The organism is Streptomyces aurantiacus, assembly GCF_027107535.1.
Lineage (GTDB): Bacteria > Actinomycetota > Actinomycetes > Streptomycetales > Streptomycetaceae > Streptomyces.
Window position 1 is genome coordinate 3,401,281 of record NZ_CP114283.1, and the last position, 22,032, is coordinate 3,423,312.

The 22,032-nt window shown below is 70.9% G+C and carries 20 protein-coding genes and 1 pseudogene; 11 read left to right on the forward strand and 10 right to left on the reverse strand.

Going from position 1 to position 22,032, the window contains the following annotated elements; translation table 11 throughout:
• The first annotated feature begins 243 nt into the window (after positions 1 to 243).
• Both O1Q96_RS16850 and O1Q96_RS16855 read left to right on the forward strand, forming a co-directional pair.
• Positions 244 to 1,049: pseudogene (locus tag O1Q96_RS16850) on the forward strand (acyl-CoA desaturase).
• A gap of 105 nt (positions 1,050 to 1,154) precedes the next feature.
• Positions 1,155 to 1,337 carry a hypothetical protein gene (locus O1Q96_RS16855; protein WP_269248951.1) on the forward strand — a complete coding sequence of 61 codons (183 nt, stop codon included), beginning with the start codon at positions 1,155 to 1,157 and terminating at the stop codon, positions 1,335 to 1,337.
• A 254-nt stretch (positions 1,338 to 1,591) separates the two neighbouring features.
• Here O1Q96_RS16855 and O1Q96_RS16860 read toward each other — a convergent pair whose 3' ends face one another.
• The 3 genes from O1Q96_RS16860 to O1Q96_RS16870 form a co-directional block, all read right to left on the reverse strand.
• Complete coding sequence (locus tag O1Q96_RS16860; protein ID WP_269248952.1) at positions 1,592 to 2,464, reverse strand: hypothetical protein; 873 nt, start codon at positions 2,462 to 2,464, stop codon at positions 1,592 to 1,594.
• A 192-nt stretch (positions 2,465 to 2,656) separates the two neighbouring features.
• Complete coding sequence (locus O1Q96_RS16865) at positions 2,657 to 2,974, reverse strand: hypothetical protein (RefSeq protein ID WP_269248953.1); 318 nt, start codon at positions 2,972 to 2,974, stop codon at positions 2,657 to 2,659.
• A gap of 326 nt (positions 2,975 to 3,300) precedes the next feature.
• Positions 3,301 to 3,900 (reverse strand): class I SAM-dependent methyltransferase, encoded by a 600-nt coding sequence (locus O1Q96_RS16870; RefSeq protein ID WP_269248954.1) that lies wholly within the window; start codon positions 3,898 to 3,900, stop codon positions 3,301 to 3,303.
• A 179-nt stretch (positions 3,901 to 4,079) separates the two neighbouring features.
• Between O1Q96_RS16870 and O1Q96_RS16875 the strand changes: the two genes are divergently transcribed.
• The 5 genes from O1Q96_RS16875 to O1Q96_RS16895 all read left to right on the forward strand — a co-directional run bounded on the left by O1Q96_RS16875 (position 4,080) and on the right by O1Q96_RS16895 (position 9,150).
• Complete coding sequence (locus O1Q96_RS16875; RefSeq protein ID WP_269248955.1) at positions 4,080 to 4,853, forward strand: MHYT domain-containing protein; 774 nt, start codon at positions 4,080 to 4,082, stop codon at positions 4,851 to 4,853.
• A gap of 60 nt (positions 4,854 to 4,913) precedes the next feature.
• On the forward strand, positions 4,914 to 7,487 hold the full coding sequence (locus O1Q96_RS16880; protein WP_269248956.1) for a nitrate- and nitrite sensing domain-containing protein: 2,574 nt from the start codon (positions 4,914 to 4,916) through the stop codon (positions 7,485 to 7,487).
• Positions 7,484 to 7,918, forward strand: coding sequence for a roadblock/LC7 domain-containing protein (locus O1Q96_RS16885; protein ID WP_269248957.1), 435 nt, complete (start codon positions 7,484 to 7,486; stop codon positions 7,916 to 7,918). Before O1Q96_RS16880 ends, O1Q96_RS16885 begins: the two co-directional genes overlap by 4 nt.
• Before the next feature lie 17 nt (positions 7,919 to 7,935).
• Positions 7,936 to 8,349: a DUF742 domain-containing protein gene (locus O1Q96_RS16890; RefSeq protein ID WP_269248958.1), complete on the forward strand. Its 414-nt coding sequence runs from the start codon at positions 7,936 to 7,938 to the stop codon at positions 8,347 to 8,349.
• Positions 8,350 to 8,544: 195 nt separating this feature from the next.
• Positions 8,545 to 9,150: a GTP-binding protein gene (locus O1Q96_RS16895; protein ID WP_269248959.1), complete on the forward strand. Its 606-nt coding sequence runs from the start codon at positions 8,545 to 8,547 to the stop codon at positions 9,148 to 9,150.
• Positions 9,151 to 9,279: 129 nt separating this feature from the next.
• Here the strand turns inward: O1Q96_RS16895 and O1Q96_RS16900 are convergent, their stop codons facing one another.
• Entirely contained in the window at positions 9,280 to 9,708 is a 429-nt protein-coding gene (locus tag O1Q96_RS16900; protein ID WP_269248960.1) for a PPOX class F420-dependent oxidoreductase, read from the reverse strand.
• Between the two features lie 95 nt (positions 9,709 to 9,803).
• On the opposite strand from O1Q96_RS16900, the gene O1Q96_RS16905 reads away from it, so the two are divergent.
• Together O1Q96_RS16905 and O1Q96_RS16910 are read left to right on the forward strand one after the other, a co-directional pair.
• Positions 9,804 to 10,217 carry a roadblock/LC7 domain-containing protein gene (locus O1Q96_RS16905; RefSeq protein ID WP_269248961.1) on the forward strand — a complete coding sequence of 138 codons (414 nt, stop codon included), beginning with the start codon at positions 9,804 to 9,806 and terminating at the stop codon, positions 10,215 to 10,217.
• 123 nt (positions 10,218 to 10,340) lie between these two features.
• Positions 10,341 to 11,471, forward strand: a complete 1,131-nt coding sequence (locus tag O1Q96_RS16910; protein WP_269248962.1) for a DUF6397 family protein — start codon at positions 10,341 to 10,343, stop codon at positions 11,469 to 11,471.
• Between the two features lie 3 nt (positions 11,472 to 11,474).
• On the opposite strand, the gene O1Q96_RS16915 is transcribed toward O1Q96_RS16910, so the two are convergent.
• On the reverse strand, positions 11,475 to 12,347 hold the full coding sequence (locus O1Q96_RS16915; protein ID WP_269248963.1) for an acyl-CoA thioesterase: 873 nt from the start codon (positions 12,345 to 12,347) through the stop codon (positions 11,475 to 11,477).
• Between the two features lie 19 nt (positions 12,348 to 12,366).
• A complete protein-coding gene (locus tag O1Q96_RS16920; protein WP_269248964.1) occupies positions 12,367 to 14,880 on the reverse strand; it encodes a DEAD/DEAH box helicase in 2,514 nt (837 codons plus the stop codon).
• Between the two features lie 145 nt (positions 14,881 to 15,025).
• Here O1Q96_RS16920 and O1Q96_RS16925 point away from each other — a divergent pair, with 145 nt between their 5' ends.
• A complete protein-coding gene (locus O1Q96_RS16925; protein WP_269248965.1) occupies positions 15,026 to 15,820 on the forward strand; it encodes a metal-dependent hydrolase in 795 nt (264 codons plus the stop codon).
• A 230-nt stretch (positions 15,821 to 16,050) separates the two neighbouring features.
• Here the strand turns inward: O1Q96_RS16925 and O1Q96_RS16930 are convergent, their stop codons facing one another.
• The 4 genes from O1Q96_RS16930 to O1Q96_RS16945 all read right to left on the reverse strand — a co-directional run bounded on the left by O1Q96_RS16930 (position 16,051) and on the right by O1Q96_RS16945 (position 21,053).
• On the reverse strand, positions 16,051 to 16,332 hold the full coding sequence (locus O1Q96_RS16930; protein ID WP_269248966.1) for a type B 50S ribosomal protein L31: 282 nt from the start codon (positions 16,330 to 16,332) through the stop codon (positions 16,051 to 16,053).
• A 54-nt stretch (positions 16,333 to 16,386) separates the two neighbouring features.
• A complete protein-coding gene (locus O1Q96_RS16935) occupies positions 16,387 to 16,857 on the reverse strand; it encodes a DUF5709 domain-containing protein (protein ID WP_269248967.1) in 471 nt (156 codons plus the stop codon).
• 609 nt (positions 16,858 to 17,466) lie between these two features.
• Positions 17,467 to 19,257: an ABC transporter ATP-binding protein gene (locus tag O1Q96_RS16940; protein ID WP_269248968.1), complete on the reverse strand. Its 1,791-nt coding sequence runs from the start codon at positions 19,255 to 19,257 to the stop codon at positions 17,467 to 17,469.
• On the reverse strand, positions 19,254 to 21,053 hold the full coding sequence (locus O1Q96_RS16945; RefSeq protein ID WP_269248969.1) for an ABC transporter transmembrane domain-containing protein: 1,800 nt from the start codon (positions 21,051 to 21,053) through the stop codon (positions 19,254 to 19,256). The genes O1Q96_RS16940 and O1Q96_RS16945 overlap by 4 nt, the downstream gene beginning before the upstream one ends.
• Positions 21,054 to 21,242: 189 nt before the next feature.
• Between O1Q96_RS16945 and O1Q96_RS16950 the strand changes: the two genes are divergently transcribed.
• Positions 21,243 to 21,980 (forward strand): hypothetical protein, encoded by a 738-nt coding sequence (locus O1Q96_RS16950; RefSeq protein ID WP_269248970.1) that lies wholly within the window; start codon positions 21,243 to 21,245, stop codon positions 21,978 to 21,980.
• Positions 21,981 to 22,032: the final 52 nt, after the last annotated feature.

Sequence of the window (22,032 nt, forward strand, 5' to 3'; positions counted from 1 at the left end):
ATTTGACTACCGGGGGTCAGAATCGCCGAGGGTACAGCGCTCCCGGAAAAGCGCCAAATGTGCTGACCGTGATGTCGGTCACTCTGTACTGAAAGGTGGATTCAGGCCCACCCCTCGATGCAGGTGTTCCCCCGCTCGCGCCCGGGTGGTGGCGTCATGGCTGCTCACGGGCACTGCTCCGTTCGTTTCTACAGGTCAGCCCGTTCTCTCTCGGCCCGTTCCCTCAGAAACCGGAGTCCAGCCATGTCCGAAAGCGCCGTCGCCGTCGCCGTCGCGGAGCACCCTCCCAGGAGTGCCGCTAGCGAGTTCACACCCCTCCTGCGCACGGTCAAGGACCGGGACTCCTGGACCGTCGGCAAGGCTGGTACGCGTTCACCATTGCCGTCAACGCGCTGGCCCTGGGCGGCGTCGTCACGGGCGTCGCCCTGGTCGGCCCCTCCTGGTGGGTGCTGCTCCTGGCGCCGGTACTCGCCGTGCTGTGCGCCCGCACCGCGTTCATAGGCCACGACGCGGGGCACGCCCAGATCACCGGAAGCCGGCCGACCGGCCGCGTGATCGGCCTCTTGCACGCGAATCTGCTGTTGGGCATGAGCTACGGATGGTGGAGCCCCGTCTGATGATCGCGCACCTCGCCGCGTACGCGACTCTGCTGCTGAGCTCCATGCCCCTGGGGACGGCGCTCGCCTTCGCCGCGCTCCACCATGCGTTCTTCGGGCTGCACCTGGGACTGGTCTTCGCACCGAACCACAAGGGCATGGAGATGCCCGATCCCGATGGAGAGGGATGGGGGGGGCCGTCGCCAGGTGCTCACCTCGCGCAACGTCCGCGGAGGGATCCTGACCGACTGGTTCCTCGGCGGTCTCAACCACCAGATCGAGCATCACCTGTTCCCGAGCATGCCCCGCCCCCATCTGAAACTCGCCCAGCCCCTGGTGCGCGCACACTGCCGCGAGTTGGGTATCCCCTATGCGGAGACAACGCTCGTGGACTCCTACCGTCAGGCCCTCCGGCACATGCACGAGGTCGGAGAGCCCCTCAGGGGCGAGTAGGGGGCGCACCTCAGGGTCGTATCAGGGTCGCGGGCCGGAACCGCCGGGAGCACGGATCCGTTCTCAGGACAGAGAGCGGCAGTGGCCGCTAAGGAGGCTACGCACATGTCGAAGAACGCGAAGATCGCCGCAGGAGGTGTCGCGGCCGGCATCATCCTGCTCATCTGGCTGCCCTGGTGGGCCGCCCTGCTGATCGTCCTGGGAGTTCCCGCGGCGGCGTACCTGACACTCGACCCTTCACAGCGGCGCAGGCTGCGCCGCGTGAACCGCAAGAAGCTCGGTCGCTGAGAAACCCCTGACCGAGTCGGTTCCCCTCCAGAGCGCAGGAGTTGACCACGTCGCCGCTCGCGGACCTGCCGATGGCCCGGTTCGCGAGCGGCTGCGTGCCGCGCTCCACCCACCCGGCGAGCGCGTCGAACGCCGCCCGGTAGCACGGCATGATCGGCCGCCATGGCGTCCCGAGACGCTGTCGTCCATGCCTTGCGTCGACTTCCCGGGGTTTTCCCTCCAGACGCTGTCGCCCGGTGGTCGTCCTGGCGGGCTCAGTTCGGGCGTACGGCGATCTTGTCCAGAGCCTCCAGCAGCCCGGGCAGCTCGGGGCCACGGCCCACCGGAAGGATCTCTCCGGGCTTCTCGTCGAGCAGCACGAAGGCGATGTCGTCGGTCCGTGCCACCAGCGACCAGCCCGGCCCGTCGGCCCGGAGCGTCCGCGCGTCTCCCGGAGCGAAGGACGAGCGGACCCGGCCGAGGGGAGGCGGCGCGTCCACATACGAGCGCGCTTCGGCAAGAACGCGTTGGACGCCGCTGAGCGGCTCCCGCTCGCTGCCTCCGTCTTCGCCACCCGGTGCGGACTCGTCGTTGCCGGCGGTCGGCGCGGTCGGCGCGGTCGGCGCGGTCGACGAATCGGCGAATTCCGATTCGTCGATCTGCTCGCGCCAGGCGGCCCACTGGAGGGCGATCTCGTCCGCGCCGAGGCGCCGTTGCGCGGCGCCCCAGACGGACGTGTCCGGCGGCCTCAGCGGCGCCTGCCCGGCGATCTCGGGCGCCGGATCGTGCGGGGCGGGCACATCGGGCGCCGCAACCGCGACGGCGAGCGGCCACCCGGGCAGCGCCGCCACCATCGTGCGATCGTCCGGCGACAGGTCGTACTCCATGCCGCAGTCCCAGGAGGCGATGGCGACAGCCACCAGTGAGACGTCGTCGATCACGACGGTCCACCGTGACCCGTCCCCGTCCTGGCCCAGCACCAGGCCGTACCCGTCTGCGAGGGGCGCGAGGCCGAGTGCCGCACACGCCTCCGGGTAGTCGTCACCCAGCACGCTGGGGAACTTCGCCGGCGTCAGGAGCACCGCCGTCAGCACATACAGTGCGTCGTCGTCCCCGGCGGCGACGGCCTCATCGTCCGTCCCGGCCATCCCAGCCTCCCCATCGCTACATCCGTCGGCGCACCCTAATGCGCGCCCGCGGCCGTTGTCACGGGTCCGGAACACGTACCGAGCTGCGTCGATCGTCCTGTACGGGGGCGAAACGACCACCTGCAGCCGTGCAGGTTCCCCTTCTGCCCTGCCTCGGGCCCGCCATCCGGTGCGATCCGTGCCGTGTCCCGGTCAGGCGACCGGCAGGCCCAGCAGCGTCCGGGCCACCGCGGTGGGCGACTCGTCGCGCTCCCGCGCCAGCGCGATGACGGCCCGGCACGCCAGCTCGTTCACCCCGAACGACAGCGCCTCCGGCGACACCCAGGTCGCCGCCTCGTCCATCCCGTCCTGGTCGTCCTCGGCGCACGCCGACACGTAAGCCGCCGCGGCTTCGAACAGATTGTGCGTCCGCTTCTCGGAGGGGCGCGTCGCCGGTGGGCCCGGGGGCCGCGATTCGGCCGGTCGCGGGCGTGCGAAGAACTTCCAGAGTCTGGCCAACGTGCCGGACATTCGGGCCGCCTTCCCCCGTGTGCAGATTCATCGGTCATCGCCCATCTGTTGCCATTCAACGTAGAGTTGAAGCCTCTGCACCAGAAGAGGGCGGTGCCGTGAAGGGCCGCCGAACGCCCTCGTCGAGCGGGCCTGGCGATCAGCTGTGGCTGTCTGCAAGGCGCTCCGAGGCGCTCCGAGCGGTGAACTCTCCGGCAGGGAGAACCTGGAAAGTGCCGGGGCGCGGGGTGGCCGCCGAGGTGATCGCCCCCGGCGCCGGGCACCTCCTCATGTGCGACCCGGACGCACACTCCGCGCAGGTTTCGGGGAAGGCCGGACTGACATTCTCAGAGCCGGCGCACGGCCAGTGCGAGGAACCGGGCGTCCTCGTCCGCGTACGACGTCATGCGCCAACCGGAAGCGGACAACAGCGGGCCGAGACTGGCCTCCGCGCGCAGATCTTCCGCAGTGATCTGGCGTCCCTGGCGCGCCGCGAGAGCCGCCCGGCCGATCGGGTGGAAGAGCGCCAGGATCCCTCCGGGCCGTACGACCCGTGCCAATTCCCGCAGGTTCTCGGCCGGATCCGGGAGATGCGCGATGAGCCCGGCCGCGAAGACGGCATGGAGGGATGCCGTGCGCAGCGGCAACCGGGCCACGTCGGCGACGAGCAACTGCCCGGCCCGGTCGCGCCCCGCCCCCGCCGCGGCCTCCAGCATGGCCGGCGTCAGGTCCGCGCCCAGGACCACTCCGGACGGTCCCACGGCGTCTCTGAGGGGCGGCAGGGCCCGTCCCGTGCCGCAGCCCGCGTCGAGCACGCGGTCGCCCTCCCGCAGCCCCAGCTCGGCGACGGCCGCCGCGTACACCGGACCGTCGTCGGGGAACCTGTCGTCCCAGCAGGCCGCGCGGACCGAGAAGAACTCCTGGACATGCGTGTGGTCGTCGCTCATGCACCGCATGATCCCGCATCGCACAGCGAGCGACATGATCGAACGCCGACGCGAAACATGAGGCGGTGCACACGTTCGAGCGTGACGCGATCGTTCCACCACACCTCTACGTCATATTCCAACAGCTTTCGAAACGCGCCCCCTACGTACGCCCTGGACGGGTCTAGCGTCCCGGAGCCATGGGACACCTGGACCACGCCACCTTCGGGTGGCTGACCCCCGTACTGTCGTACGTCATGGCCTGCATAGGCGCCGCCCTCGGGCTGCGCTGCACGGTCCGCGCCCTCGGCGCCTCGGGCCGATCGCGCCGCAACTGGCTTCTCACCGCCGCCTCCGCGATCGGCACGGGCATCTGGACCATGCACTTCGTGGCGATGCTCGGCTTCGGCGTCAGCGGCACCGACATCCGCTACAACGTGCCACTGACCATGCTCAGCCTGCTCGTCGCCATGGTCGTCGTCGGCGCGGGCGTCTTCGCCGTCGGCTACGGCCGCGACCGCGGCCGCGCACTCGTCCTCGGCGGGCTGACCACCGGACTGGGCGTGGCGAGCATGCACTACCTGGGCATGGCCGCGCTGCGCCTGCACGGCGGCGTGACCTACGACCCTGTGCTCGTCGCAGTCTCCGTCGTGATCGCCGTGGTCGCGGCGACCGCGGCACTGTGGGCCGCTCTCAACATCAGGTCACCGGTCGCGGTCGCCGTCGCCTCGCTCGTCATGGGCGGAGCGGTGAGCAGCATGCACTACACCGGGATGATCGCGGTCGGCGTCCACGTCGACCCTTCCGGGGAGGTCCTGCCCGGGGCCACGGCGATGCAGTTCATCTTCCCCCTCGCCGTCGGCCTCGGGTCCTATCTCTTCCTGACGTCGGCGTTCGTCGCGCTCTCCCCGACAGCGGGGGAGCGCGAGGCCTCCGCCTCGGCGCAACAGCCTGTCGAGAGCGCCACCCGCTAGCGGTGGGCCGAACCGGCCACCCGGCCGATGAGTCCCCGAACCACTCCGAGCGAGGAGGCCATGCGTACACCCCGAAGGACCCCGACAGACGGCTCGCAGCATCCGTCGACCCCGGTACGGGGCCGTCGCGCGCACGCCGGGCCGCCGGCCGACGAAGAATTCGGCCCCGAGGAATTCACCGACACGGAGCCCGGCGCCCCGCCCACGCGTGCGGGAAACTGGAGCCTGCGCCCCCGCACCGTGCGGGCCAAGATCGTCTGCCTGCTCATGGTTCCCGTCGTCTCCTTGCTCGCGCTCTGGGCGTACGCCACGGTCACCACCGCGCAGGACGTCTCACGACTGCGGCAGTTGCAGCGCGTGGACTCCCAGGTGCGTGGCCCGGTGGCCGCGGCCGTCACCGCGCTCCAGGACGAACGCACAGCGGCCGTCCGCTACGCCACGCGCCCCGCGGCGGACCACGAGAGCGATCTCAAGAAGCTGGCCGCACGCACCGACCGGGCCGTGGCGAAGCTCCGGCTCGGAGACGACAACACCGTGGCGGACAGCGAGGAACTGCCCGCCGGAGTGGCGGGGCGCCTCGAAAACTTCGTCACCGGGACCGAGCAGCTGCGCTCCCTGCGGGCCTCCGTACTCGACCGCAGGACGGGTTGGGCCGAGACGTACGAGCGGTACACGGGGAACATCACGACGGCCTTCGGTGTGGGCGGAGCGCTCACCGGAATCCAGGACGCGGAAATCGGTTCCGACGCGCGCGTACTGCTCGAGTTCTCCCGCGCGGGTGAGGCCCTGGCACAGGAGGAGGCGGTACTCGCCGGCGCCCGGCTCGCAGGGACCCTCGACGGACAACGCCTGCGGATGTTCACCGGCGCCGTCGACACCCGCAGGCTGCTCACCGACTCCGCTGCCGCCGATCTCCGCGGACCGGAACGAGCCGCCTGGCAGGACCTGGTGAAGGGGAGCGCCTACACCGGCATGACCGCGATGGAGGACAAGGTGCTCGCCACCCCGCCCGGCGTCAGGGCCCTGCGGTCCGCGCCCGGTGAGGCCTGGAACAGCGCCCACGCGCGCGTGCAGGACGACATGCGGACCATCGAGGCGGACGCCGGCCACGGTGTCGCGGACCGGGCCGACCCCATCCGGCGCGGCCTGCTCTCACCGGCGGGTGTCGCGGTCCTCATGGGACTCGCCGCCGTGGCCGCGTCCCTGGTCATCTCCGTACGCATCGGACGTGGCCTCGTCATCGAACTGGTGACCCTGCGCAACAGCGCCCTGGAGATCGCCCGGCGCAAACTTCCGCACGCCATGCGGAGACTGCGGGCCGGACAGGAGATCGACGTCCGCGCCGAAGCCCCGCCGGGGCCACCCGCCGAGGACGAGGCGGGACAGGTCGCGGAAGCCCTGACCATCGTGCACCGTGCCGCCCTGCGGGCAGCAGTGGAACGCGCGGAGCTCGCCAGCGGCATCTCCGGCGTCTTCGTCAACCTCGCCCGCCGCAGCCAGGTCCTGGTCCACCGTCAGCTGACCCTGCTGGACAGCATGGAGCGCCGCTCCGACGACCCGAACGAGTTGAGCGACCTCTTCCGGCTCGATCACCTCACGACGCGGATGAGGCGCCACGCGGAAAGCCTGATCATCCTCTCGGGAGCCGCGCCCGGCCGGGCCTGGCGCATGCCGGTCTCCTTGACGAACGTGGTGCGCGCCGCCGTCTCCGAGGTCGAGGACTACGCGCGGGTGGAGGTACGACAACTCCCGGAGACCTCGGTCGTCGGAGCGGCGGTCGCCGACCTCACGCATCTCCTGGCCGAGATCGTCGAGAACGCCGCCCAGTTCTCCCCGCCCCACACCAGGGTGCGGGTCACCGGCGAGCCGGTCGGCAACGGATACGCCGTGGAGGTCGAGGACCGGGGCCTGGGCATGGGCAAGGAGACCCTCGCCGAGGCCAACCACCGCATCGAACAGTCCGAGGCGCTCGACCTGTTCGACAGCGACCGACTCGGCCTCTTCGTGGTGAGCAGGCTCGCCGCCCGCCACGGAATCAAGGTCCACCTGCGGCCCTCGCCCTACGGAGGCACCACCGCAGTGGTCCTCCTCCCGACGGCCCTGCTGCACACGGGCGCCGAGGAACGCTCCGCAGCGCGCTCAGCGCAGGCGGGACGATCTGCCGAACGACCTGCGGAACGACCTGCGGAACGCGAGTACGCGCGCGTGCCCGGCCCCGCGCCCCGGCACGACTCCGTGGAGGCCCACATGGAGCGGCCCGCACTCGTCGCACCCATGGCCGCCGTGGCGGAAGCCTCGGCGTCCGGATCACATGACGGCTCGCACGACGGCCCTCCGCCCGGAGTCACCACCCTGCGCCTGCACCGCCCCTCCGACGACGCCGAGCCGTCCGACCAGCTTCCGCGGCGCGTACGCCAGGCCAGCCTCGCTCCGCAGCTGCGCGAGGAACGCGCCGAAGAACCCCCGGACTCGGCACGTCACCGGGACGACACCGAGCGCACCCCCGAAGCGGTACGGGACCGGATGGCGGCGTACAGCGCAGGGTGGGCCCGCGGCAGCGGCCCCACGCCCGGCGCCCGCGCCACCCCCGACCCCGCGGCGGGCAGCGACAGCAGCGAAGGAGACCCCGCATGATCCAGGATCCGGGCACGGGGACCGCAGCGCGGTCCGGCGAACTCGACTGGTTGCTGGACGACCTGGTAACACGCGTCGCCGAGGTGAGGCATGCCGTCGTGCTCTCCAACGACGGGCTCGCAGTGGGCGCCTCCAGCGATCTCAGGCGCGAGGACGCGGAACATCTCGCCGCGGTCGCCTCCGGCTTCCACAGTCTCGCCAAGGGTGCCGGCCGCCATTTCGGCGCCGGCGGCGTACGCCAGACCATGGTGGAGATGGACGACGGCTTCCTGTTCGTGGCGGCCGCGGGCGACGGCTCCTGCCTCGCCGTCCTGAGCACCGTGACGGCCGACATCGGCCTGATCGCCTACGAGATGGCCCGCCTGGTCAAACGGGTGGGAGAGCACCTCTACTCGGCCCCGCGCGCCGCTCATCCGCCCGCGGCCGGGTGAGGGAGGAGGCGGCGCACATGACCGAGGACCGGACAGCCGCTCCTGAGCAGCCGGGCAGCCAGTGGTACGACAACGAGGCCGGGCCGCTCGTCCGCCCGTACGCGATGACGGGCGGACGCACCAGGCCGGGGCCCACCGGGGTGCGCTTCGACCTGATCGCTCTCGTCACTCTCGACGCCGGGGCGCCCGAGGTCGGCGACGACATGGCGCTCGGCCCCGAGCACCGGGCCCTCGTCGAGCTCTGCCGGACCGAGACCCAGTCGGTCGCCGAGCTGGGCGCGGGCACCGACCTGCCCGTGGGCGTGGTGCGTGTGCTCCTCGGCGATCTGCTCGAACTGGGCTGCGTGACGGTCAGCCGCCCGGTGCCGCCCGCACAACTGCCCGACGAGCGCATCCTGCGCGAGGTCATCGACGGACTGAGGGCCCTGTAGATGATGAATCACCACTGTCGGCGAATCGTTCCGTACGACCTAGTGCCGGCACATCCGCGCCGAACGGGCGCGAGTCGGTCACGGCGGCCGACGCACGGTCCCGTTCTTCGAAGCGGAGGCGCCATTGTCATGGCGCGGCCTCCGCACACCTGTACTGACGTCGGCCGATACCGGCACTCCCGAGAGAAGTGATCGATGGTCTCCGAACACTCCGACGCCACGAGCGGTGAGTCGGCCGCCCTGGCGTTGAAGATCCTCGTCGCCGGCGGCTTCGGCGTCGGCAAGACCACCCTGGTGGGCGCGGTCAGTGAGATCAGGCCGCTGCGCACCGAGGAACTGCTGAGCGAGGCGGGCCAGTCGGTGGACGACACCGACGGCGTCGACCAGAAGGTCACGACGACCGTGGCCATGGACTTCGGACGCATCACCATCAGGTCCGGCCTGTCGCTGTACCTGTTCGGCACGCCGGGCCAGGACAGGTTCTGGTTCCTGTGGGACGAACTCTCGCAAGGAGCCCTCGGCGCCGTGGTCCTCGCGGACACGCGGCGACTCGAGGACTGTTTCCCCGCCGTGGACTACTTCGAGCACCGGCACATCCCCTTCGTGGTGGCCGTCAACTGCTTCACGGGGGCGCGCGCGTACGGAGCCGACGACGTGTCACGTGCCCTCGACCTCGACCGGGGGACTCCCGTGGTGCTGTGCGACGCCCGCGATCGTGACTCGGGCAAGGAGGTGCTGATCCGTCTGGTCGAGTACGCCGGGCGGATGCACACCGCCCGGCTGCTCGACTCGGTCGGCTGACGGGAGAAGGCGAGCCCGTCGACGTCAGGCACCGGCCCCCTCACACCGACTCGCTCGCGTCGGCCCCCGGGGCCGGCCGACGCAGGACTCTCGGCCGGCAGGGGCATCCAGCCCTGTGAGCGCGACCGTTCAGTCGGAGACGCTTGCCTCCGCGAGAACCTTCTCGATGGTCACGCGCACGAGGAGCTCGCCGGGCACGCCGTTGCGGGCGGCGAACTCCTCTGCGCGCTCCTCACCCATGTACCGGCCGCCGATCCGTCCCGCCCACAACCTCACGTCGTCGAGGTCCTCCGAGACATGCGCCCGCCCTTGCAGGACGACGTACGCGTACGGAGGCCGGTCGTCGTCCACACACAGGGCGACCCTGCCGTCCCGCACCAGATTCCGCCCCTTGACGGTGTTCTTCCCCGTGTTGAAGACCAGGTCGTCCCCGTCGAGCACGAACCAGATCGGCGCCACGTGCGGGCGTCCGTCGGCCCGGACGGTCGACAACTTGCCAGTGCGGGTTCCGTGCGAGACGAACGCCCGCCATTCCTCATCGGTCATCTTGTGTGCCATGCCCCTATCCTCCTTGCCCGGACGGCGGTGGTGGGGAAGTCTGGTTGATCGGATCCTCCGGCCAGGGGGAGTCACACTCCACGGGGAGACGGATCATGGCGGAGAACCAGGGACTCGACTGGCTGCTCGACGACCTGACCCAGCGGGTCGAGCACATACGCCATGCACTGGTCCTGTCCAACGACGGGCTGGTGACCGGGGCGAGTACGGGTCTGAGGCGAGAGGACGCCGAACATCTCGCCGCCGTCTCGTCGGGCCTGCACAGCCTGGCCAAAGGCTCCGGCCGGCACTTCGGCGCGGGCCGCGTCCGCCAGACGATGATCGAGTTCGACGACGCGGTGCTCTTCGTCACCGCGGCGGGCACCGGCAGTTGTCTGTGCGTACTCAGTGCGGCGGAGGCCGACATCGGCCAGGTCGCGTACGAGATGACGCTGCTCGTCAATCGCGTAGGCGAGCACCTCCGCGTCGATGCCCGGCAACCGGAGCGCTCGCCCTCCGTGGACATCTGACCTGCGCAGACGCCTGCGCGAGCGAGGTTATCCACAGGCTCGACGCGAGGCGTGGCGAACCGGCTACGGTTTTTCTCGAAGCAAGCGCACGCAAGTGCACACACTGCACGGGGGAGAACCACCATGTCCGGCAACACCATCACGCAGTCCCTCACGTCCGGCGCGACCGGACCCGTGGACGCGAGCAGCGCGTCCACCGTCACCACCGTCACAGCCGCCGCCCCGGCGGTGCGACAGACACTCGCGCAGAGCCGCGCCGCGCGAGAACTGGAGCTCAAGCGGGGCGAGTTCGACCTTGCCGTGCGACTCGGGCGCATCCGAACAGTCCCTGACGAAGGCGGCGGAGGCCGTCGCGTCACCCGCATGGAGATCGACAGGGTTCGCTCCGAGGACGGCTTCCCGGAAACCCTGCGGGAACGCGTCAAAGCGGTCGGCACCTCGCAGGGCGCGGCCCTCATGGAGGTGACGACCGCCCGGTTCACACGCTTCGCCCGCCTGGGCCTCGTCGTTCCCGTCACGTTCTATTTGAACCGCTACCGGGCCGTGGTGTGGCTGTATCTGGCCGAGGAGCTGCGGGAGTTCGCCGAGAAAGCGGAGAACGCGCCGCTGCTGAAAGGCCGTACGCCCGAGGGGCTGCGGGACCAGCTGGGCGCCGGCCTGGATCTGCGGGCCCGGAACTGGCGTGGGCGACACCTCGGCTCTCTCCTCCGACAGACTGAGAATCCCTGGGCACGTGCCGCGGCCGTGGCGTCGCTCCTCGACCCCGCCCAGGTCGCCGAGATCGTCACCGACCCCTACGAGCGCGCCCACCTGGAGCGGTACCGGCCTGATCAGGGCACTCACGGCATGCCCGATTCGCCTGCCGCGCGCATCGTCGCCCGGATCATGACGGCGGCGGATCCGGACGAGATCAGCTGGCTCCGGGCCGACTTGGCGAACGGGCTGGAAGAGGCACGCGACCACCGCCCCGCACCGCGACCGACGACGATCCCCGGCACTGCGGACCTGGCACACCACCGGCAGCCGTCACCCAGGGAGCACCGGCAGTCCGCCGGTCACCGCCGGCCCGTCGAGCTGCGGCGGGCTCGCGAGCCGTGGCCGCCGGTCGGAGTACAGCGGCCTGCCGAGTTGCGGCGGCCGGTCCACGTGCGGCGACCGGGCGAACCGCGACGACCGGCCGAGGTACGTCACACGATCGACGAACCGGAGCGCCCCAAGGGCCTCCTGAGCTGGCTGCGACGCAGAAACCCCTGACCCTCAGCGCTCGAGCTTGCGGAACAGCCCCTCCTGGACGACGGACACGAGCAGTCGCCCCTCCACGTCGTAGATGCGGCCCCGGGCCAGACCTCGGCCGCCCGTCGCGATCGGAGATTCCTGGTCGTAGAGGAACCACTCGTCGGCGCGGAACGGCCGGTGGAACCACATCGCGTGGTCGAGGGACGCCATGTCGAAACCGCGCTGGCCCCAGAGAGGTTCGACCGGGATGCGGACGGCGTCCAGGAGGGTCATGTCGCTCGCGTAGGTGAGCGCGCACGTGTGGACCAGCGGGTCGTCGCCCAGAGGGCCGACAGCGCGCATCCAGACGGCGCTGCGCGGCTCGGCGTGCTCGATCTCCTCGGGGGTCCATCGCAGCCGGTCCGCGTAGCGGATGTCGAAGGGCTGGCGCCGGGCCATGCGCTCCAGCGTCTCGGGGAGCACCCCCAGATGCTCCTTGATCTCCTGAGTGACGGTCGGGAGCGACTCGGGATCGGGGACCTCACGGGCCGGCGGCAGCTGGTGTTCGAAGCTCCCTTCCTCAGGCTTGTGAAAGGAGGCGGTCAGATTGAAGATCGTGCGGCCCTGCTGCACGGCGGTCACGCGGCGCGTGGTGAACGACCGCCCGTCACGTACCCGCTCGACCTGGTACACGATGGGTACGCCCGGCCGGCCCGGGCGCAGGAAGTACGCGTGCAGCGAATGCACGGGCCGCTCTCCGTCCGTGGTACGGCCGGCGGCGACGAGGGCCTGGCCCGCCACCTGTCCGCCGAAGACCCGCTGCAGGGATTCCTGCGGACTGCGGCCACGGAAGATGTTGACCTCGATCTGCTCCAGGTCGAGCAGATCGACGAGTCGTTCCGCTGGGTTCGTCATGTGTCGCGTTCTCCTGTGCTCACAACTGCCCGACGGCGGTGACCTTGACGACGGCACGTCCTTCGGCGTCGGAAGCCGTGAGGTCGATCTCCGCGCTGATGCCCCAGTCATGGTCGCCGTTCGGGTCGGCGAAAGTCTGCCGGACCCGCCACAGACCGTGCTGCGGCTCCTCCTCGATCAGCAGGAGCTTGGGGCCGCGTGCGTCCGGGCCGGTGCCGAGGTCGTCGTACTCGTCCCAGTACTTGTCCATCGCCTCGCCCCAGGCGTCGGCGTCCCAGCCGGACTCGGAGTCCAACCCGCCCAGTTCCCCGACGTGGTCGAGGGCGGCGAGTTCGACGCGCCGGAACATGGCGTTGCGGACGAGGACGCGGAAGGCGCGCGCGTTGGCCGTGACCGGCTTGACCTGGTCGGCCCTCTCCTGGGCCTCCTCGGCGGTCATCACCTCCGGGTTGGCGAGCTGTTCCCACTCGTCGAGGAGGCTCGAGTCGACCTGGCGGACCATCTCGCCGAGCCAGGCGATCAGGTCCTCCAGGTCCTCGGACTTCAGGTCGTCCGGGACGGTGTGGTCAAGGGCCTTGTAGGCGCTGGCCAGGTAGCGGAGCACGATGCCCTCGGTGCGGGCGAGCTCGTAGTGGGACACGAACTCCGTGAAGGACATGGCCCGTTCGTACATGTCGCGGATGACGGACTTCGGGGACAGCGGATGGTCGCCCACCCAAGGATGGCTCTTGCGGTAGGTGTTGTACGCGTGGGAGAGCAGCTCTTCCAGCGGCTTCGGGTACGACACGTCCTGGAGCCGCTCCATGCGCTCCTCGTACTCGACGCCGTCCGCCTTCATCGCCCCCACGGCCTCGCCGCGGGCCTTGTTCTGCTGGGCGGCGAGGATCTGCCGCGGGTCGTCCAGCGTGGATTCCACGACGGACACCATGTCCAGGGCGTAGGAGGGGGATTCGGGGTCGAGGAGCTCGAACGAGGCGAGGGCGAAGGTCGACAGCGGCTGGTTGAGAGCGAAGTCCTGCTGCAGGTCGACGGTGAGGCGCACGATGCGGCCTTCGGCGTCCGGCACGTCGAGCTTCTCCACGACTCCGCCGTCGAGGAGCGAGCGGTAGATGGCGATCGCCCGCCTGATGTGCCGCAGTTGCTGCTTGCGCGGCTCGTGGTTGTCCTCCAGCAGATGACGCATCGCGGCGAAGGCGTTGCCGGGCCGCGCGATCACGGACAGCAGCATCGTGTGCGTGACCCGGAAGCGCGAGGCCAGCGGCTCCGGATCGGACGTGATCAGCTTCTCGAACGTGCCGTCCGTCCAGCCGACGAAGCCTTCGGGTGCCTTCTTCCGCACCACCTTGCGACGCTTCTTCGGATCGTCGCCCGCCTTGGCGAGAGCCTTCTCGTTCTCCACGACGTGTTCGGGAGCCTGTGCCACGACGAAGCCCGCCGTGTCGAATCCCGCCCGGCCGGCCCGTCCCGCGATCTGGTGGAACTCCCGCGCGCGCAGCGTCCGCACCCGGTTGCCGTCGTACTTCGCCAGAGCCGTGAACAGTACGGTGCGGATGGGCACGTTGACGCCGACGCCGAGAGTGTCCGTACCGCAGATGACCTTGAGGAGACCGGCCTGCGCCAGCTTCTCCACCAGCCGGCGGTACTTGGGCAGCATGCCGGCGTGGTGCACACCGATGCCGTGGCGTACGTAACGGGAGAGATTGCGGCCGAACTTGGTGGTGAAGCGGAAGTTGCCGATCAGCGCGGCGATCTGGTCCTTCTCCTCACGCGTGCACATGTTGATGCTCATCAGCGCCTGCGCGCGCTCCACGGCCTGGGCCTGGGTGAAGTGCACGATGTAGACGGGCGCCTGCTTCGTCTCGAGGAGCTCGGTGAGCGTCTCCGTCAGCGGCGTCAGCTTGTACTCGTAGGAGAGAGGGACGGGACGGGTCGCCGAGCGGACCACCGAGGTCGGGCGACCGGTCCGCCGGGTCAGGTCCTGCTCGAACATCGAGACGTCGCCGAGTGTCGCCGACATGAGGATGAACTGTGCCTGCGGCAGTTCGAGGATCGGGATCTGCCAGGCCCAGCCGCGGTCGGCCTCGGCGTAGAAGTGGAACTCGTCCATCACGACCTGGCCGACATCGGCACGCTTGCCGTCGCGCAGCGCGATCGACGCCAGCACCTCGGCCGTGCAGCAGATGATCGGGGCGTCGGCGTTCACGGACGCGTCGCCGGTCAGCATGCCGACGTTCTCGGTGCCGAACATCTTGCACAGCTCGAAGAACTTCTCCGAGACGAGCGCTTTGATCGGCGCCGTGTAGAAGGTGACCTCGTCGCGGGCGAGCGCCGCGAAGTGCGCCCCCGCGGCGATCATGCTCTTGCCGGATCCGGTGGGGGTCGACACGATCACGTTCGCACCCGAGACCACCTCGATCAGCGCTTCCTCCTGGTGGGGGTAGAGCGTCAGACCGCGTTCCACGGCCCACGACTCGAAGGCTTCGTAGAGGGCGTCGGGATCTGCGGTCGGCGGCAGCTGATCGATAAGGGTCACGACCCCATCTTGCCTGTGATCCCACCCGATGAGGGAATCGGATGCGGGGCCGAAGATCACGAACGCTACGCTGTGGCGCCGACAGGGCGTCAGCGCACTGGGGCAACTGGCTGTCAGTACAAGCGGAATGGGGCGGGGCACGGCCATGATGGGACCAGCACACTCACTGTCCGGGGCTGCGGCCTGGCTGGGCGTCGGAGCGGCGGCGGCCGCCTCCGGTCACACGATGCCCTGGCCGGTCCTCCTGACCGGCGCGCTGATCTGCGCGGGCGCCGCGCTCGCTCCGGATCTGGACCACAAGGCGGCCACCATCTCGCGGGCCTTCGGTCCCATCTCGAGGGGCCTGTGCGAGATCGTCGACAAGCTCTCGTATGCCGTCTACAAGGGGACGAAGAAGCCCGGCGACCCGCGCCGCTCGGGAGGACACCGCACCCTGACGCATACCTGGCTGTGGGCGGTGATGATCGGCGCCGGCGCATCGGTCGCCGCGATCACGGGAGGGCGCTGGGCTGTTCTCGCCCTCCTGTTCGTGCACATGGTGCTCGCCATCGAGGGGCTGCTGTGGCGGGCCACCCGTGGCTCCAGTGCCGACGTCCTGGTCTGGCTGCTGGCCGCGACGAGCGCGTGGATCGTCGCGGGAGTGCTGGACAAGCCGGGGAACGGCTCGGACTGGTTGTTCTCGGCACCGGGCCAGGAGTATCTGTGGCTCGGACTGCCGATCGTCCTCGGCGCGCTGGTGCACGACATCGGGGACGCGCTGACGGTGTCGGGATGCCCGATCCTGTGGCCGATCCCGATCGGCCGCAAGCGGTGGTATCCCATCGGGCCGCCGAAGGTGTTGCGGTTCAGGGCGGGCAGCTGGGTGGAGCTGAAGGTGCTGATGCCCGCGTTCATGCTCCTGGGCGGGGTGGGCTGCGCCGCGGCGCTCAACGTCATCTGAGGGGCAGCGCCGGCGGGGCGGGCGCCATCGGTCGACCAGACACGTCGTTCCCCGGGCCGGGCGCCGTGAGCGGCCCCTCGCGCAGTGCCGTCGTCCGGCGGCACGCTGCTGTGGGCGGGCCAAGCACTCCTGGTGGCCGCTCACGTGGTGCCGCGGCCAGGCGGCGTCGCTTCCTCAGCCGGCCCGATCTTGCCTCCGCCGGCCTCGGGGGCGTACGCGTCCAGGTGGGATCACGCCACGTCGCCCCCGCCCGGTCCCTCGCTCCGGTCCCCGCCGCCGTACCGCTTCTCGAAGCGTGCGACCCGCCCCTCGGTGTCCACCGTCCTGGCCTTGCCGGTGTGGAAGGGGTGACTTTCCGAGGAGATCTCCACGTCCACGACCGGGTACGTCCGGCCGTCGTCCCACTCGATCGTCTGGTCGCTGGCCGCGGTGGACCGCGTCAGAAAGGCGTACCCGGCGGCGCGGTCACGGAAGACCACGGAGTGGTAGTCGGGGTGCTTGTCCTGCTGCATCGGAACTCCTTGCGTGGGGAGCGGGGGCGCGGACAGGGCGGGACGCAGGCGGAGTCAGCCGGAGAGGGCGTCCTCGTCGACGATGTGCATGGCGGCCTCCTCGGCCGAGGCCGCCGCGCCGTCGATGCCCACGTCGGTGGCGATGAGCCCGCTCTCCTCGTCCTCGTGCGCGCCTTCGTCGGGGGCCACCAGACGTCCGGAGCGGACGGCGCCCACTTCGTTGTCCAGGGGTTCCCCGTCCGAGTCGGGGCAGTCTCCGATGCCGTCGCCGTCGGCTGCCACGACATCGGGCAGTTCGTCCGCCAGCCGTTCGGCCAGGGTCTCGCCGCGCTGCCGCCCGGCTGCTGTCACGTCGTTGCGTTCCACCGCCCAGGGGCGCTCCGGAGGGGACCAGCCGCGGTCCAGTGGGTCGCTCACGCCGTCGGTTTCCAGGGTGTCCTCGGCGTCCAGCAGCCCGGCGTCGTCCTGGACCTCGGATCCGTCGGGCTGGTAGACGTCGTCTCCCCATCCGTCGGAGCTGTTCACGGCTACCTCCAGGTGGTGCGGGCCGGCCTGCTGTCACCGCGCTCGGCGGCTGGTACGGGGACTTCCCGGCCCAGGCCTCGCCCGTACGGACCCCGCGGAACCGGTCGGTTCCCGGGCGCTCCCCGAGCCGGTGCCGACATCCACCCTTCCACCCCTCTTCGACACCGCGCAACGGCACGGAGGCCGGCCCCGCGCGGCCGGCCCGCTCACCAGGGGCGGAAGCGGCCGCGAGCGCGACGCGGCGGAGCCCGGCCCCGGCCCCGAGCGGATCTGCGGCCGTCCACGACCCGGCCCGGTCCGGGCGGCCGGACGCCGGCCTGCCCGCCCGGACCGGCATGGTGCGCTTGTCAGCCCGGCCTCGAGGACCTTGGTGGTGTGCTGCCGGCCCGCCGGTGCGCTGTCAGCCGGTCGGCAGGGGAGTGGGCGGAGCACTGTCGGCCTGCCCCGGTCTATCCCGGTCTATCCCGGCCGGTCCCGGAGCGGGCAACGGGTCGAGACCGGTGGCGATCCGGCCGGTCCAGGCCTCGCCGAGACACCGGCGACCCCACCGGTCCGGGCGGGGCCGGAGCGGGTCCTCCCGGGCCCGGGGGGACCCGTGGGGACGCCCGCTCAGCCGTGCCAGGACCGCCACAGTGCCGCGTACGCGCCGTCCGCGGCGACCAGCTGGTCGTGGCTGCCGAGTTCGCTGATGCGGCCGTTCTCGACGACGGCGATGACGTCCGCGTCGTGGGCGGTGTGCAGCCGGTGTGCGATGGCGACCACGGTGCGGCCGTCGAGGACCCGGGCCAGGGAGCGCTCCAGGTTCCGGGCCGCCCGCGGGTCCAGGAGCGAGGTGGCCTCGTCCAGGACCAGCGTGTGCGGGTCGGCGAGCACCAGGCGCGCCAGCGCGATCTGCTGGGCCTGGGCCGGAGTGAGAGCGACCCCGCCCGAGCCGACCTCGGTGTCGAGGCCGTCGTCCAGCGCGCGGGCCCAGCCGTCGGCGTCGACGGCGCCGAGGGCGGCCCACAGCTCGGCGTCGTCGGCACCCGTACGGGCGAGGAGCAGGTTGTCGCGCAGGGCGCCCACGAACACGTGGTGTTCCTGGTTGACCAGCGCCACATGGGAGCGAACCTGTTCGGCGGACATGCGGGAGAGTTCCGCGCCGCCCAGCGTGACCTGGCCGGAGCGGGGTGCGTAGATCCCGGCGAGCAGTCTGCCCAGTGTCGACTTGCCGGCGCCGGACGGGCCGACCAGGGCCAGCCGGGTGCCGGGCGCGACCTCCAGGGAGACCTTGCGCAGGACGTCGACGCCCGCCCGGTAGCCGAAGTGCACCTGCTTGGCATGCACGTCGCGTCCGTCGGGGGCCAGTGTCCCGTCCCCCGCGTCCGACTCGATGTCACGGACGCCCACCAGCCGGGCCAGCGAGACATGGGCCACCTGAAGCTCGTCGTACCAGCGCAGGATCAGGCCCACCGGGTCGACGAGCATCTGCGCGATGAGGGCGCCCGTCGTCAGTTGCCCCACCCCGATCCAGCCCTGAAGGACGAAGTATCCGCCGATCATGAGGACCGAGCCGAGGACAGTGACATGCGTGGCGTTGATGACAGGGAAGAGCACCGACCGCAGCCACAGGGTGTACCGCTCCCATGCGGTCCACTCCCTGACCCGCTGGTCGGAGAGGCCGATGCGGCGCGCTCCGAGGCGGTGCGCCTCCACGGTGCGCCCGGCGTCCACGGTCTCGGCGAGCACGGCGGCGACGGCCGCGTAGCCGGCGGCCTCGGAGCGGTAGGCGGACGGTGCGCGTTTGAAGTACCAGCGGCAGCCGACCACCAGCAGCGGTACGGCGACCAGCACCGCGGGCGCGAGCGGCGGCGCGGTGACCGCGAGCCCGCCGAGCAGCAGCGCCACCCACACCACACCGATGGCCAGCTGCGGCACGGCCTCGCGCATGGCGTTGGCCAGCCGGTCGATGTCCGTGGTGATCCGGGACAGCAGGTCGCCGGTACCGGCCCGTTCCAGGACGCCCGGCGGCAGCCCCACGGCGCGCACGAGGAAGTCCTCGCGCAGGTCGGCGAGCATTCGCTCACCGAGCATGGCCCCGCGCAGCCGCACCTGGCGCACGAAGAGGGTCTGGACGACCAGAGCGAGGGCGAACAGCGCGGCGGTGCGCTCCATGTGGAACTCGCGTGCGGCCGCCGCGCCGTCGGAGACGTGCTGGACCAGGGAGCCCAGCAGATAGGGGCCCACCATCGAGGAGACGACGGCGACCGTGTTGACGGCGATGAGTACCAGGAAGGCCCGGCGGTGCCGTTGGAACAGTTCGGCCACGTAGGCGCGTACGGTCGCGGGGGCGCCGACGGGCAGGGTCTCTGCGGTCGTCGGGGCCGCCGGGTCGTAGGCCGGTGGCGCCACGCCGATCATGCTGTCTCCTCGATTTCTTCCAGCTCCTGCAGGCGGCCCAGCTCGTGCGCGGCGGTTTCGTCGTCGGTCTCACGGGTCACCACCGCGCGGTATCGCGGCTCGCTGTGCAGCAGTTCGCGGTGCATGCCGACTGCCGCCACCTCGCCCTCGTGGACGAGTACGACCCGGTCCGCGTGGTCGAGGAGCAGTGGCGACGAGGTGAACACCACCGTCGTGCGTCCCTGGCGCAGCGACCGGATCCCGTCGGCGATCCGCGCCTCGGTGTGCGAGTCGACCGCGGACGTCGGTTCGTCCAGGACCAGCACGCCCGGCGCCGTGATCAGCGACCGTGCCAGCGCGAGACGCTGGCGCTGGCCGCCCGACAGGGAACGGCCGCGTTCGGTGATCCGTGCGTCCATCGGGTCGTCGGCATCCAGCGCTCCCTGGGCGAGCGCGTCCAGGACGTCACCGCACTGTGCGGCGGACAGTGCCTCCTCGGGGCTGACGTCTCCCGAGGCGGGCACGTCGAGCAGCTCGCGCAGCGTTCCCGAGAGCAGGACCGGATCCTTGTCCTGGACGAGGACGGCACTGCGGGCGGAATCCAGGGGCAGTTCGTCCAGCGGCACACCTCCGACCAGCGCCGACGGCAGGGGCGAGGAGACCGCGGTATGACCGCCGAGTCGCTCTGCCAGTTCACCGGCGGCGTCCGGGTCACCGCACACCACGGCGGTGAGCCGTCCGGCGGGCGCGAGCAGACCGGTAGCCGGGTCGTACAGGTCCCCGGTCGGTACGACGGCCTCGCGCGAGCCCTCACCGTCCGTGGCCCGCTCCAGCGACAGCACCCGTGCCGCGCGCTGGGCGGACGGCCGGGAGAAGGAGTACGCCATCGCGATCTCCTCGAAGTGCCGCAGCGGATAGCTGAGGATCATGACCGCGCTGTACACGGTGACCATCTCGCCGACGGTGATCCGGCCCTCGCGGGCCAGGTTCACGCCGTGCCAGACGACCGCGATCAGCAGGATCCCGGGCAGCAGGACCTGGATCGCGGAGATCAGCGACCACATCCGGGCGCTGCGCACGGCAGCGTGCCGGACCTCCTGCGAGGCACGGCGGTAGCGGTCGAGGAACAGTTCCTCACCGCCGATGCCGCGCAGCACGCGCAGGCCCGCGACGGTGTCGGAGGCCAGTTCGGTGGCGTGCCCGGCCTTCTCCCGCTGGAAGTCGGCGCGGCGGGTGGCCCGGGGCAGCAGCGGCAGTACCGACAGCGCCAGGACGGGCACGCCCACGGCGACGACGACGCCGAGCGCCGGCTGGTAGACGACGAGGGCGACACAGACCAGCACGATGGTCACCGCGGCCGCGGTGAACCGCGACACGGCTTCCACGAACCAGCCGATCTTCTCGACGTCGCCGGTCGAGACCGCGACGATCTCACCGGCCGCGACCCGTCGGGTCAGCGCGGACCCGAGCAGGGCGGTTCTGCGGGCCAGCAGTTGCTGGACGCGCGCGGCCGCGGTGATCCAGTTCGTGATCGCGGCCCGGTGCAGCATGGTGTCGCCCAGCGCGATACCGAGGCCGCTCAGCGCGATCAGTCCGCCCGCGAGACCGAGGCGCGCCCCGGAGCGGTCCGCGACGGCCTGGACGGCGAAGCCGACGCAGAAGGGCAGAGCGGAGACGGACACGAAGTGCAGCAGCCCCCAGACCAGGGCCTTCACCTGCCCACCGAGCTGATTCCGGCCGAGCCACACCAGGAACCGGGGCCCCGAGCGGGCGTCCGGCACACCCGGGTCGGGATACGGAAGGTCTTGAATCTGCATGACGTCCCAGGAGACTCGGAGAATGGGGTGGGCGGAGGCAACAAACCGTGCAAGGTTCGCGTCGCAGCGTGTCCGCAGGCAAACGGTTTTCCTCCGCAGGGCAAAGATTCGGCCCGGAGCGCCCGGTTATGGCCGGGAAGCCGAGGGGCCGGGCGCAATCGTCCGGATCGTGGTGCGACGATGGACCGCATGCGAATAGGCGGTGCGATGCGCACGACGGCCGCGGCCGCGGTTTCCGGTGTCCTTCTGGTGTCCCTGGCGGGCTGTGGCGGTTCGGACGGCGGGAGCGGGAGTCACGGGCAGGCCGGCGACGAGTCCCGCCCCGAGCGGGCGCGCACCGTCGACCTCAAGCGCATCCCCGATGTCGGGGACAGGCTGCAGAAACAGATCCCCGCCAACTCCCGCCAGGTCGTGGCGGTCTACGGACAGGGCAAGGACTCGGCGGACTCCACGATCGTCCTCTACACCAAGTCCGGCTCCACCTGGGACAAGACCCGCAGCTGGGAAGGGCACAACGGCAAGAAGGGCTGGACGGCCGATCACCGGGAGAACGACAAGCGCAGCCCTGTGGGCGTGTTCACGCTCAGCGACGCGGGGGGCGTCCTCGCCGACCCGGGCGCCAAGCTCCCGTACACGCGGTCCGCGGGCTTCCAGGCCCCGCACTACTGGGCGAAGTCGCACTGGAACGACTTCGACTACGTCATCGCCATCGACTACAACCGCGTCAAGGGCACCTCGCCGAACGACCCGACACGCCCGCAGGGCCAGTCCAAGGGCGGCAGCATCTGGCTGCACATGGACCACGGGAGTGGTACGTCGGCCTGCGTGAGCCTGTCCAAGTCGGGCATGGAGTACCTGTTGCGCACCCTCGATCCGGACAGCAACCCGGTCGTGGTGATGGGCGACAAGGCGGATCTCAAGGCCTGACATTCGTCGGTCCGGAACCGAGACGTTCGCCGTGCGGGATCCCGAGGGCTCA

Bases quoted from the DNA above. Each gene is read 5' to 3' on its own strand.
- O1Q96_RS16855 (WP_269248951.1), top strand. From the start codon at position 1,155: ATGTCGAAGAACGCGAAGATCGCCGCAGGAGGTGTCGCGGCCGGCATC.
- O1Q96_RS16860 (WP_269248952.1), bottom strand. From the start codon at position 2,464: ATGGCCGGGACGGACGATGAGGCCGTCGCCGCCGGGGACGACGACGCA.
- O1Q96_RS16865 (WP_269248953.1), bottom strand. From the start codon at position 2,974: ATGTCCGGCACGTTGGCCAGACTCTGGAAGTTCTTCGCACGCCCGCGA.
- O1Q96_RS16870 (WP_269248954.1), bottom strand. From the start codon at position 3,900: ATGAGCGACGACCACACGCATGTCCAGGAGTTCTTCTCGGTCCGCGCG.
- O1Q96_RS16875 (WP_269248955.1), top strand. From the start codon at position 4,080: ATGGGACACCTGGACCACGCCACCTTCGGGTGGCTGACCCCCGTACTG.
- O1Q96_RS16880 (WP_269248956.1), top strand. From the start codon at position 4,914: ATGCGTACACCCCGAAGGACCCCGACAGACGGCTCGCAGCATCCGTCG.
- O1Q96_RS16885 (WP_269248957.1), top strand. From the start codon at position 7,484: ATGATCCAGGATCCGGGCACGGGGACCGCAGCGCGGTCCGGCGAACTC.
- O1Q96_RS16890 (WP_269248958.1), top strand. From the start codon at position 7,936: ATGACCGAGGACCGGACAGCCGCTCCTGAGCAGCCGGGCAGCCAGTGG.
- O1Q96_RS16895 (WP_269248959.1), top strand. From the start codon at position 8,545: ATGGTCTCCGAACACTCCGACGCCACGAGCGGTGAGTCGGCCGCCCTG.
- O1Q96_RS16900 (WP_269248960.1), bottom strand. From the start codon at position 9,708: ATGGCACACAAGATGACCGATGAGGAATGGCGGGCGTTCGTCTCGCAC.
- O1Q96_RS16905 (WP_269248961.1), top strand. From the start codon at position 9,804: ATGGCGGAGAACCAGGGACTCGACTGGCTGCTCGACGACCTGACCCAG.
- O1Q96_RS16910 (WP_269248962.1), top strand. From the start codon at position 10,341: ATGTCCGGCAACACCATCACGCAGTCCCTCACGTCCGGCGCGACCGGA.
- O1Q96_RS16915 (WP_269248963.1), bottom strand. From the start codon at position 12,347: ATGACGAACCCAGCGGAACGACTCGTCGATCTGCTCGACCTGGAGCAG.
- O1Q96_RS16925 (WP_269248965.1), top strand. From the start codon at position 15,026: ATGATGGGACCAGCACACTCACTGTCCGGGGCTGCGGCCTGGCTGGGC.
- O1Q96_RS16930 (WP_269248966.1), bottom strand. From the start codon at position 16,332: ATGCAGCAGGACAAGCACCCCGACTACCACTCCGTGGTCTTCCGTGAC.
- O1Q96_RS16940 (WP_269248968.1), bottom strand. From the start codon at position 19,257: ATGATCGGCGTGGCGCCACCGGCCTACGACCCGGCGGCCCCGACGACC.
- O1Q96_RS16945 (WP_269248969.1), bottom strand. From the start codon at position 21,053: ATGCAGATTCAAGACCTTCCGTATCCCGACCCGGGTGTGCCGGACGCC.
- O1Q96_RS16950 (WP_269248970.1), top strand. From the start codon at position 21,243: ATGCGAATAGGCGGTGCGATGCGCACGACGGCCGCGGCCGCGGTTTCC.